Source organism: Sphingopyxis yananensis, from assembly GCF_020687785.1.
Lineage (GTDB): Bacteria > Pseudomonadota > Alphaproteobacteria > Sphingomonadales > Sphingomonadaceae > Sphingopyxis > Sphingopyxis yananensis.
The window spans coordinates 189,835-201,807 of sequence record NZ_JAJEWI010000010.1 but is presented as its reverse complement, the minus strand read 5'-3'; the positions used below and the strand labels follow the sequence as shown (position 1 = coordinate 201,807).

The 11,973-nt window shown below is 60.1% G+C and carries 10 protein-coding genes and 2 riboswitches; all 10 genes read right to left on the bottom strand.

The features are described from left to right. Window positions 1–70 precede the first annotated feature (70 nt). Entirely contained in the window at window positions 71–442 is a 372-nt protein-coding gene (gene gcvH, locus LKO31_RS12465; protein ID WP_227691241.1) for a glycine cleavage system protein GcvH, read from the bottom strand. 3 nt (window positions 443–445) lie between these two features. Continuing rightward, on the bottom strand, window positions 446–1,672 hold the full coding sequence (gene gcvT / locus LKO31_RS12460; protein WP_227690890.1) for a glycine cleavage system aminomethyltransferase GcvT: 1,227 nt from the start codon (window positions 1,670–1,672) through the stop codon (window positions 446–448). A 56-nt stretch (window positions 1,673–1,728) separates the two neighbouring features. Then, window positions 1,729–1,847: riboswitch (glycine riboswitch) on the bottom strand. Between the two features lies 1 nt (window position 1,848). Continuing rightward, window positions 1,849–1,950: riboswitch (glycine riboswitch) on the bottom strand. Between the two features lie 58 nt (window positions 1,951–2,008). Beyond that, complete coding sequence (locus LKO31_RS12455) at window positions 2,009–2,668, bottom strand: NAD-dependent epimerase/dehydratase family protein (RefSeq protein WP_227690889.1); 660 nt, start codon at window positions 2,666–2,668, stop codon at window positions 2,009–2,011. Between the two features lie 78 nt (window positions 2,669–2,746). Further along, entirely contained in the window at window positions 2,747–3,919 is a 1,173-nt protein-coding gene (locus LKO31_RS12450) for a deoxyguanosinetriphosphate triphosphohydrolase (RefSeq protein ID WP_227691240.1), read from the bottom strand. Continuing rightward, window positions 3,916–5,931: an SPOR domain-containing protein gene (locus tag LKO31_RS12445; RefSeq protein ID WP_227690888.1), complete on the bottom strand. Its 2,016-nt coding sequence runs from the start codon at window positions 5,929–5,931 to the stop codon at window positions 3,916–3,918. The genes LKO31_RS12450 and LKO31_RS12445 overlap by 4 nt, the downstream gene beginning before the upstream one ends. A gap of 156 nt (window positions 5,932–6,087) precedes the next feature. After that, on the bottom strand, window positions 6,088–7,680 hold the full coding sequence (gene ftsZ / locus LKO31_RS12440; protein WP_227690887.1) for a cell division protein FtsZ: 1,593 nt from the start codon (window positions 7,678–7,680) through the stop codon (window positions 6,088–6,090). 155 nt (window positions 7,681–7,835) lie between these two features. Then, the gene (gene ftsA / locus LKO31_RS12435) at window positions 7,836–9,092 is read right to left on the bottom strand and encodes a cell division protein FtsA (protein ID WP_227690886.1); all 1,257 of its coding nucleotides are present in this window, start codon (window positions 9,090–9,092) and stop codon (window positions 7,836–7,838) included. Window positions 9,093–9,098: 6 nt separating this feature from the next. Continuing rightward, window positions 9,099–10,103, bottom strand: a complete 1,005-nt coding sequence (locus LKO31_RS12430; RefSeq protein ID WP_227690885.1) for a cell division protein FtsQ/DivIB — start codon at window positions 10,101–10,103, stop codon at window positions 9,099–9,101. After that, the gene (locus LKO31_RS12425) at window positions 10,100–11,056 is read right to left on the bottom strand and encodes a D-alanine--D-alanine ligase (protein WP_227690884.1); all 957 of its coding nucleotides are present in this window, start codon (window positions 11,054–11,056) and stop codon (window positions 10,100–10,102) included. Before LKO31_RS12425 ends, LKO31_RS12430 begins: the two co-directional genes overlap by 4 nt. Further along, window positions 11,053–11,970: a UDP-N-acetylmuramate dehydrogenase gene (murB, locus tag LKO31_RS12420; protein ID WP_227691239.1), complete on the bottom strand. Its 918-nt coding sequence runs from the start codon at window positions 11,968–11,970 to the stop codon at window positions 11,053–11,055. Before murB ends, LKO31_RS12425 begins: the two co-directional genes overlap by 4 nt. Between the last annotated feature and the right edge of the window lie 3 nt (window positions 11,971–11,973).

Sequence of the window (11,973 nt, the reverse complement as noted above, 5' to 3'; positions counted from 1 at the left end):
CTTGGGCGGCGTATCTATTGGCAAACCGCCCGCCTTCCTGCTTCGGATTGGCGGGCGGCGCGATCATCTGTTACAGATTATCACAGAAATTTTTATAGGCTGCGGCGTCCATCAACCCGCCTAGCTGCGACGCATCGCCCAGGCTCATGCGGAAAAACCAACCCTCACCCTCGGGGTCGCTGTTCGCCAAGGCAGGGTCGGCGTCCAATGCGTCATTCGCTTCGCTGACCGTACCGTCAACGGGGGCATAAATGTCGCTGGCGGCCTTGACCGATTCCACCACAGCGGCGTCACCGCCCTGCGTCAAATCCAAACCCACGGCGGGCAATTCCACAAACACAATGTCGCCCAATTGGCCTTGGGCGAAATCAGTAATGCCCACCGTGACGGTATCGCCGTCAACATCCAGCCATTCATGTTCTTCGGTGAAATAACGTGCCATCATTCAGGCTCCTGTTTTACGGACATATTTATGGGGAACAAAGGGGATAGGCGCGGTGGTGACCGCTATGCGCTTGCCGCGCACTTCGGCGGTCAAGGCCGTACCCAAATCAGCATATGGTGCGGCGACGTAGGCCATCGCGATGGGCGCACCCACGCTGGGCGCAAAACCGCCAGAGGTCACGGTTCCGACCTCCTGATCGCCATCGAACAAGGGCGCCCCTTCGCGCACCGGTAATTTTCCATCAACGCGCAGGCCAACCCGCTTGCGCGCTGCGCCATTGGCATATTGGCCCAGCACCACATCATCGCCCAAAAAGCCGCCTTCTTCGCGGCGACGTTTGGCAATGGCAAAGCCCAAATCCGCTTCAATCGGGGTGGTCACTTCGTCCAAGTCATGACCATAAAGCGGCAAGCCCGCTTCCAGACGCAGGCTGTCGCGCGCGCCAAGGCCGATGGGCTTCACCTCGTCCATCGCCAACAAAGCATCGGCAAATTCTTCTAGCACATCCGTGGGAATCGAAATTTCAAAACCATCTTCGCCGGTATAGCCCGAACGGCTGACGCCCAGCGCATGTCCCTGCCAATTCAGGCTGCGATATTCCATGAACACCATGGTCGCAGCGTCCGGCAACAACCGCGCCAACGCCGTCGCCGCCTTGGGGCCTTGCAGCGCCAGCAGGCCGAAATCATCCTTATGATTTAGAACGATATTGTCAGGCAGATATTCGCGCAAATGGCCGATATCTTCCCACTTCACCGCGCCGTTGACGACAATATCAATGCTGGTGCCGCTGTTGGTGATCATCAGATCATCCAAAATGCCGCCTTCTTCGTTCAAGAACATCGAATAGCGCATCCGGCCAGCCTTCAGGCCGACGATATCACCGGGGACCAGCGCTTCGAGCGCCTTGGCAACCTCTGCCACTTCCTCAGCCGTCATCGGCTTGGCGGTCGGGGCTTCGGCACCTTCGTCTTGCACATAATCGCTGCCGTCATCCAGCGTCAGGCTCAGTTGACCCATATGGCTGACGTCAAACAAGCCCGCTTGTTCGCGGGTCCAGCTATGCTCCGCCATAATGCCCTCAAACTGAATGGGCATATGATAGCCAGCAAACTCCACCATGCGCGCACCATGGGCACGGTGCCACGCGTCCAGCGGTAGGGCCAAAACCTCTGGGGTGCCAGCGTCTTCTGTGGCTTCGTCTTGAATCTGGTTATGGTCGCTCATTCTCGATATTCCCGTGCAGACATGGTTTACCCACAGCATGACGCCGCAGTTTCATCCATGCCCCCTCTGTCACGGGAACCTGAGAGTTTCTCACCACCAGCCGAGCGAAGGCTGGGGGATTACCCCTTCGGTGGTTTCGGCCAAATAGGCCAAAACGCTTTCCAGAGTGTTCGTTCCAACATGGCGCGGTCCTTGGCACCTGAGAGTTTCCGGGGCGGTTGCTCCTTCGGTGGCGAGCCTTTCTTTAGCAAAGGCCCACGCTCTCCCGCGCGGTTGGTCGAATCCGTTACCAGACCCGACGAACAAGCGCAGCCTTGGCGGCGGCGCGCTGCAAAGTCAATCAGAGAGGTGGCCAATCTGATCGCTATCATATCGGAATTGCCCACCATCGCTTTGGCGGGCCACATGCAGCATCGCCACCGCCACATCTGTCGCGTGCACGGACCGATAGCGGGCAAGACGCCCGATCATCAGATGGTCGAACAAGGGTGCAGCCGTCATCATCACGCCCTCCCCCCAACGGCGCGGCCCTTTACGGTCGCCCAGCAACAGGCCAGGACGCAAAATATCCAAACGGTCGAACCCCAGCGCCGCCACGTCGCGCTCTAGCTCGCCTTTGGTTTTCAGATAAAAATTGCGCGCCGCCGCTGATGCCCCGACGGCGGACACCAAGTCCATCTGCCGCGCCCCTGCGGTCTTGGCCGCCCGCGCTGCCTGGATTTGGATGTCATAATCCATCGCCCGAAAGGCATCGCGGCTGCCCGCTTGCTTCATCGTGCTGCCCAAGGCCGACAAGATGATATCCGGCTGTATCGCAGCGATATGCTGGGGCCAATCGGAACTGTCCGCGATAGTCGCGCTGTGCCCCGCGCCGTTCACCGCCGCGCGCCGCGCCAAATAGCTTAGGGATAAACCCGCCCGTAGCGCTTGTTCCAGCACCGCTTCGCCCACCATTCCGGTGGCCCCAATCAGCAATATTTTGGGCTCTGCCATCATCGCTATCCCCTTCCCCTATCGCCATGCCACAATATGCTGCATCGCCGACCAAGGACGGAGTGTCACAAGGACTGGTCCCTAGGCGTGGCGAATGGCGTCCGGCACCTTATCGCGGCCATGAATTTCCGCAAAGCGGTCAATGGCAAATCGGTCGGTCATACCGGCGATAAAGTCTCCAATATGGCGGACCTTGCCTTGTTCGTCATCCGGCACCCGCGCCGCCCAATCCGCCCCCATCAATTGGGGATCGTGACGATAGGCTTCGAACAGCGCCGTCACCACGGTTTCCGCCGCATCCGCTGCCGCCAATTGTTCGGGGTGGTGATAGAGGTTGGCATACATGAACCGCTTTAATTTGCGTTCCTCGGCAGCCAATTCGGACGAGAAACCCGCCAGCGTTTTTCCCGCCCCGCGCACATCCTCGCAATTTTCGACGCCCGCTGCCTTGCTGTTCGCCAGCGTCGAAGCGATCACATCGTTAATCATCACGCCAATTTGGTCGCGCACCAATTCGCGTAGCAAACGATCTTGGGGGGCATGGGGGTATCGCGCCTCAACCGCGCGGTAATTGGCGGCCACAAATGGCTGTTCCATCAATTGGTCCAACGTTAACAATCCGGCGCGCAGCCCATCGTCTATGTCATGATTATCATAGGCAATATCATCCGCAACGGCGGCAACTTGCGCTTCCAAACTGCTGTGACGCTGCAGGTCCAACGGAAATTCCTCATCCATCTGGCGCAGTGCCCAGCCAGGATGGCGCACGGGGCCATTATGTTTGGCCAACCCCTCCAGTGTTTCCCAGCACAGATTCAGCCCGTCAAACAAGGGATAGGGCGATTCCAAATGGGCCAGCGTGCGCAGCGTATGGCCATTATGGTCAAATCCGCCATGCGCCATCATCGCCTTTTTCAGCGCCTCTTCGCCCGCATGGCCAAAGGGTGGATGCCCAATATCATGGGCCAGACACAGCGCCTCGGTCAGATCCTCGTTCAATCCCAACACCCGCGCTATGCCGCGCCCAATTTGCGCCACCTCGATACTGTGTGTCAGACGGACACGGCAATGGTCGCCGTCTGGCGCCACAAAAACCTGTGTTTTGTGGCGCAAACGGCGAAAGGCGATGCTGTGGATAATCCGGTCACGGTCGCGCTGAAACAGGTCACGCGGGCCGCGCACCACGCCCCCCTGCTCACCAAAGCGCCGTCCCTTGGACTGGCTCGGATCACTGGCAAGGGCGCGCAGGCTCATTGCACCCACTCGACCTCTTCGCCCGATGCGCTGGTAAAGACAAAGCCGTCACCCTCAGCGGCCTTGAAGCTGTCCAGAAAACGCTGGGCAGCGGCGCGATTGTTAAACGGCCCCGCCAACAAACGGCGGGTGCGGCCCCATTCACTATGCCCGCCCTTAACGCCTTTGAACAAATCGCCATGTTTCTTGGCATAGCGGTCATAGGTAAAGCCCAAAGCACCGACATTGGAACCCGACCCAATTTGCACCCAAATGCGCGATGGGTTGGCGCGCTTTTTGGCGGCCTCCTCGCGCGCTTTGGCTTCGGCTTCGGCCTTAGCTTTGGCTTCGGCGTCCGCTTTGGCCTTGGCAGCAGCATCCGCCCGCGCTTTGGCGGCGGCTTCGGCGCGCGCACGGGCCGCTTCTTCGCGGGCTTTGGCCGCAGCCTCCATTTCCGCACGCCGGCCTTCCTCGCGCACGCGGGCCAAGACATCGGCGCTCAGGGCATTTTGCGAACGGGCCATTTCCTCGGCGGGAATTTCCAGCGACCCGACAATATCACTCAGCGACGCCATGGCCGCCAAGGGCGCATCTTGGCTCGGTACCGATGCGGGTGGTGGTGGCGGGCGCAAAGCCGCGCTGGCCGGCGGCGGCGCGGTCACAACCGCGCGGGTAGCTTCGCTATCGACAGGGCCAGAAACCGCCGCTTGCCGCGTTGCCGCAGGCGATGTTTGTGCTTGCACCACATTTTGCACGCGTGATCGCGCCGCATCTGCTGTGGCGGCGGCAGCTGTCATGTCCCGCACCGTTGAGCTTGGCCCACGGTCCCCCGATACATTATTTCCGGCCACACGAACCGGATCAGGCAGGCTGACACTGCGCGTTGAGGATGCCGGCGGCGCAACCGTCGGCGTCGCGGCCACCGGCGCAGCAACAGCCGCAGTCGCACCTGAAGCCGATGGCAGTACGGTCGATGTCGACGTGAAGATCGGACCGTTGGTGGCGGCGGGCGCAGGCTGGCTATGGGCCTGCGCGGCTGCTTGCTGCGCGGCTGTTTGTTGGGCGGCGGTTTGTTGGGCCGCCCGCTGTGCCGTTTGCGCCGCTACGGTATTGCTGGCGCTGTTCGTCGCGGCCCGTGTTCCGCTACGCCCCGGACGCGCAGCCGCGCTGCCTTTGGTGGCGGGTGCCGCCACGGGCGTCGCGGCGGCCATTTGAACCGGCGCACGCTTTGGTCCCAAGGGGCCCGACGGGAAGCGGCCAAAATGGGCAGCTGCGGCTTGCTGGGCCGGCGTCAAGCGGTCCATCTGTTCTACATAAGGCCAGATATTTTGCGCCAAGGCTGGCGGCAAAGTGGCGTCGATAATTTTCTTGGCTTCGGCTTGGCGGCCATTCATCGCCAACACCATCGCCCGCGTGCGCCATGCGCTGCGGTCTTGTTGTTCCAACAAGGGCGTCAGCAATTCCACCGCACGGTCCGGTTGGCCGCCCATGCCCAAGGACAAAGCATAGCGGCGGACGATTTCGTCGTCGCGCACCTGTGTCAGCGCCAAGGCATAATCCCGCTGCGCCGCGTCCACTTGGCCCAGCAAATCATGCGCCAAGGCACGGTCGGCGACAAATAAACGCTCCGGCGTGCGCAGCAATTGCGCCTCACCAAAATAATCCAAGGCCCGCTGGGGGTTTTCTTGATGCACCATGGCGGTGCCCAGCGCGGCCTTCACCGCGCCATCACGCGGGGAATTTTGTTCGGCACGCAACAAAAAACCCAAGGCGGCGCGATAATCGTCCAGCGCCATCGACGCTTTGCCTGCGTCCAACAAAGCCGCGGCATTATTGCCATTGGCGGCAATCCGGCTTAGCGCCGAGGTCAGCAGGGTTCGAGCGGCCGCCCGTTTTTCCATCGCGGCCTTGGTAGCGGCGTCGGTCTGGCTGGCTTGAAACGCCGCCGCAGGGGTGGCTGACACGCCCGCAACCGCGCCCATCATCAACAAAGCCGCCGGCCATGCGCGACCCAAAAATGCGCGCTGATCCACCGTAATTTTCCTATTTTTCGTCCGCATGGGCATATGTCATCCTGTTGCCAGTCCGCCGTGCCCGAAATGGCGGTCGATCAAAAAGCCTGTTTTGAATTTCGCATATAAGCGCCAGAGCGCCAGCGGGGCCGCACGAACGGCCCCGCTTGCTATCGCTTATTTCTGGTTGTTCTGACGGTTCAGAAAACGCGGCATATCCCCGCTGTGCGGCGCTGGTGCATCGGGCGTCTCGATGGCCGACGAGCCACGCGACAAGCGCGACATACGTTCAAACAAAGTACCGCCGCCAATGGGACGACGAACCTCGGCAGGGGCCGCTGTCGATGCCGGTGCCTGTTCGGCTGGTGCAGTCGACGCCGCTGGTGCTGGCGCCGCAGGGCTGTTCAGCGAAAATGGTGTTTCCACCGGCGCACCGCCAAGCAGCAGTTCACCCGTCATATCATCATATACCGGAACCGGCTGAGCAACAGCCTGTGTCAGTTCCATCGGCTCTTCAACAGCCGCAACCTGACCAAAGCCCGCATGTCCGCTTTGCGGTGCCGAAACCGAAGCCGACGCCGGAGCAGCCAAGGGTTCTTCCAACACCAAGTCCGGTGTCGCTACGGGGGCAGCATGGGCTTCGGGCGCGGGGGTTGGTGCAGATGCTGGCGCAACCGGCGCGGTGGGCGCAGGCGCAGCAGCAGCGGCGGCCGCAACAGGGGCAATCGGCGCACTGGTCGCACGGCCCGGTTGGAAAGAGAAACCGCGCGGCGCGGCGGCAGCCGCAGGGGCCACGCCGTCCGCATCGCCTTCTATGCCAGTGGCCACCACCGACACGCGGATTTTGCCTTGCAAATCTTCGTTGAACGCGCTGCCCCAAATGATGTTGGCATCTGGGTCCACCAAATTGCGGATGTGGTTGGCGGCTTCGTCCACTTCCATCAGGCGCATATCATCACCGCCCACGATGGAAACAATCACGCCCTTGGCACCCGCCATCGACACGCCATCCAGCAACGGATTGGCAATGGCCTTTTGCGCGGCTTCCAAAGCGCGGCCATCGCCCTCTGCTTCGCCGGTGCCCATCATCGCCTTGCCCATTTCGCGCATCACGCTGCGAACGTCGGCAAAGTCGAGGTTGATCAGGCCGGGCATGACCATCAGGTCGGTGATACCGCGAACGCCTTGCTGCAACACTTCGTCCGCCATCACAAAGGCTTCTTTGAAGGTTGTGTTGGGGGTGGCAATCAGAAACAGATTTTGGTTCGGAATGACGATCAGCGTATCGACATGTTCTTGCAGTTCGGCAATGCCCGCATCCGCCGAACGCATCCGGCGATTGCCTTCAAAGCTGAAAGGCTTGGTCACAACGCCAACGGTCAAAATGCCGCGATCACGTGCCGCCTTGGCGATGACCGGCGCCGCACCCGTGCCGGTGCCGCCGCCCATACCAGCGGCGATAAAGCACATATGCGCGCCGTTCAGCGCGGCTTCGACTTCGGCGATGCTTTCTTCGGCGGCAGCACGGCCCATTTCCGGCTGCGCACCAGCACCCAAGCCCTGCGTCGCCACAGTGCCCAATTGAATACGACGTTCAGCAGGCGATGCATTCAGCGCCTGTGCGTCGGTGTTGGCCACAATGAAGTCGACCCCTTGAACTTGGGCCGCGATCATGTTGGCGATGGCATTACCACCGCCGCCGCCGACACCGATCACCGCAATGCGCGGCTTCAGTTCGTCGACCGTCGGCGGGCCCAAATTGATGCTCATCTAACATTCTCCCTGCGGCGGCTCGTCATGCCGCCAAACTCAGCCTGCGATCAGTTTCGAACGATGACAGAAACCGTTCGGATTTCAATCACTGCAATGCACGATATTGAACCCAATATCATCCTAAAAATTTGACCAATGCGGCAAAAGCGCGATCAAAAGCTGCTTTTCAACGCAGCTAGGAAACGGTTGATCAGCCCCTGCCCCCTTGGCCGATAAACGTCGGGCGAATTCAACGACAAATCCCGCAAATCTACTGCGCCCGATGCCGCATATAAAACCAGCCCCGCCAAGGTCGCAAAGGCAGGGCCTGCATGCGCTTCTGGCAAACCGATCAAGCCTTGGGGGCGGCCAACACGAACCGCACGCCCCAGCGCGCTTTGGGTATAATCAGCCATGCCCTTCAGGTCCGCACCGCCGCCAACCAACACCACTTGGCGTCCAACAGGACCAGTAAAGTGCATTTCTTTCAGCGCCTTACCGATCTCATCCATCATTTTGTTTAACCGTTCGCGGATTACGCCGACCAATTGCGCACGGGTAATGCGCGGCGAATCGCTGCCCGCTGGGGCATTGGCGTCCAGATCGATCATTTCAATATTGTCGCGCGGGCTGGCGTTGGCCGACCCGTAAAAGCTTTGCAGGCGCTGGGCCACGCTGCGCCGCACGCCAAAGGCCGATGCGATATCATCGGTAATATCGCCCGCGCCGACCGGCAATGTCGTCAACATCGCCAACATCCCACCGATATACAGCGAGATGGTCGTCACCGACGCGCCAATTTCAATCAACGCCACACCCAAGTCGCGCTCTTCTTCGGTCAAACAGGATAATCCCGCCGCAACAGGCGACGCCACCACGGCGTTCACATCCAAATGCGCCTGCCGTACCGCGCCTTCCAAATTGCGGACCGGCGACCCGTCGGCCATCACAATATTAATATCGACACCCAAACGATCAGCATGAAGCCCCACCGGATTGCGCACACCATGTAGGCCGTCCAGCGTATAAAGCGCAGGCTGGGCGTGCAAAATCATCTGCGTGCCAGGGTCCATATGGGCGCGGCCCAGTTCCAGCAATTGGTCGACATCATCCGGCTCAATTTGCTCGCCGCTCAGATCAATCTCGACTGGCAAGGACTGGCTGCTCAGCCCCGCCGCCGAACAGGCCACCCAAACATCATCAATGTTCAGTCCCGCAATACGCTCGGCTTGCTCAATCGCCTCGCGCACCACTTGCTCGGCATGTTCCATGTCCACGACGCGCCCGCGCTGCAAGCCGCGGCTTTGCCGTTGCCCCGTGCCCAAAACATGCAATTGTCCATCGGCGGTTTGCCCCGCAATCAGCGCGCAAACTTTCCATGACCCAACATCCAAAGCGGTGATGATTTTTTCAATCCGCGGCGCTGCCACTTTGCCTTACCCCTCTTCGGCCAATTGCGCTTCCACAGCCGGACCGGTGCTTGCTGGCCCACCGGTTCCCGCCGCCGTACCCGCCGCTTGGGCTTCGCTCAAAGCCTCGGCGGCTATGCGTGCGTCCTCCAACACGGCGGCTGTGACCTGCCCTTCTTGGGGCAGACGCAGAACAAAGCGGCTTGGGTCGCGCATGTCAAAGCGTAATATGCCGCGTCCCAGCAAACGATTGGCCCCGTCCAGATGCGCAAATTTTGCCAAAGCCAATTTGGCATCCTCTTCGCCCTCTGGCAAAGACAGGGTCTCTCCGCTGCGGAACCGCAAATCCCAACGGCGATTGCCAACCCATGTCGCCCCCGCCATCAATTCGCGCAGGCTGCTGGCCTCCGCCATCAAACGGCTGAGGTCTTGCGAGCGCATATTGGCATTTGGCCCAATCACCAATGGCAGATCGGGCATGGTCGACACGGTCACTGCTTCCAACACCACGCCTTCCTCGTCGATCAACGACAAACGCCCCGCATTTTGCCAAATGGCCGCAGGGGTTCGTTCGACAATGTCGATCACCAAAGTGTCCGGCAGGCGGCGCGATACCCGCGCATCCTTGATCCAGCCATAGCGCATCAGGTCGGACCGCAATTCTTCCAGATCGACCGACGCCATCGACCGCTCTTTTTGGCTGAGCGCAATATCATAGACGTTGGACCGATTGATCCGGTCTGCACCCACCACCTCGACCTTTTTCACCTCAAATCCAGCACGCGCCACCAACTCGGCCCAAGATTCACCAATTTTCGCATTGATGCCTGTCACTTGCATGACGGCAATGACAACCACTAGGAACAAAGTCCCCATGATGAAGGTGGCGATTTTCTGCAAATGACGCGCACTGATCGGCAAGCGATTCAGCGCCATATTCAGCGCTGATTTTTGGACGCTCTTTCGTTTTTTCGGCGCACGCGATGGACGCTTGGGTGGGGTTTTGCCGCGCTTGATGCGCGTGCTGCTCATTGGCAAACCTCTGATCGACTTTCAGAAAGGCTTAGGGCTTCTTCCACAATCCGTTCAACCAACTCGGCATAGTCCATGCCATTGGCCGCCGCCTGTTCGGGGACCAGTGACAATGGCGTCATACCAGGCTGTGTGTTGACCTCCAGCAAGAAAATACCGTCAAGGCCATGCTCGTCATCCCAACGAAAGTCAGAACGCGACACGCCCTTGCAACCCAACAGCGCATGAGCCTGCACGGCCAATTGCTTCATCCGCTCGGCAATGTCAGCGGGAATTTGCGCGGGGCAAATATGCTGCGTCAGGCCAGCGGTATATTTGGCGTCATAATCATAAAAGCCAGACTTTACCTGCAATTCGGTCACGCCCATGGCTTCATGGCCCATCACGCCAACGGTCAATTCGCGGCCCTTAATAAAGGGCTCGGCAAGCAAGCTGGGAAATAACTGCCACGGCCCCACGGCATCACGGGCGATGGGCGATCCATAATTGCTGTCATCGCGCACAATGGCGACGCCCATCGACGATCCTTCATTGACGGGTTTTAGCACATAGGGGCGCGGCAATGGGTCGCCGTCATACAGCGTTTCACAGGCCACAATTTTGCCGACCGGCATCGGAATGCCATGCGGCACCAAGGCCTGCTTAGTCAATTCCTTGTCAATGGCGATGACCGATGTCACCAAACCGCTGTGCGTATAAGGCAGGCCCATCAGGTCCAACATGCCCTGCACCGTGCCATCTTCGCCCGGCACACCATGCAGCGCGTTAAACACCACATCCGGCTGGGCAGCGGACAGTTTTAGCGCCACATCCTTGTCCAGATCAATGCGGGTGACGCGGTGCCCACGGCTTTCCAACGCATCGGCCACGCCCTTGCCGCTGTTCAGCGACACCTCGCGCTCCGACGACGGGCCACCCATTAATACAGCAACATGCCACGGTCCACGGCTCATGCGCCTTGCTCCACTTTCTTATCCGACCCTGCATCGCCATTGCGGCCAATGCGCTGAATTTCCCAATGCAAGTCCACACCGCTGTTCGCTAATACGCGGCGCCGCACCTCTTCGCCCAGCGCCTCAATGTCCGCGCTGGTTGCGGCTCCGGTGTTGATCAGAAAATTCGTATGTTTTTCACTAACCTGCGCGCCGCCGATCATCAAGCCTCGACAGCCCGCTTCGTCGACCAATTGCCATGCTTTGTGGCCATCGGGGTTTTTAAAGGTCGATCCGCCCGTCTTGCTGCGCAGCGGTTGCGATGCTTCACGGCTGGCGGAGATACGGTCCATTTCCGCCTGAATATCAACACTATTTCCGGAAACACCGCGAAAACGGGCCTGCACAACCACCGCTCCTTCGGGCAAATCGCTGTGGCGATAGCGATAGGCCAAGGCATCCAGCGTCATCGTCTGGCGCGATCCGTCGCGCAAAACCACATCACAATCGATCAATATGTCTTTGACTTCGCGCCCATAAGCGCCGCCATTCATCCGCACAAAGCCGCCAACGGTGCCCGGTATCGATCGTAGAAACTCCAGCCCCGCAATGCCCGCATCGCGCGCGGTGGACGACACCAAAATTCCCGACGCCCCGCCGCCGCACGCCAGCGTCAGATCATCCAGCCGTTCAACCTTGGCAAAGGCCTTGCCCAATCGAATGACAACACCCGCAAATCCGCCATCCCGCACGATCATATTCGACCCCAAACCCAGCGCCAAAATCGGCACATTGGGGTTCAAGGCCGCTAGGAAATCGGCCAGATCATCGGCGTCCTTGGGCTCGAACAATTGGTCTGCCCTGCCGCCCGTTTTGAACCACAACAATGGCGCGAGCGGCGCATTGGCCGTCAATTTTCCGCGCACGGCGGGCATGGG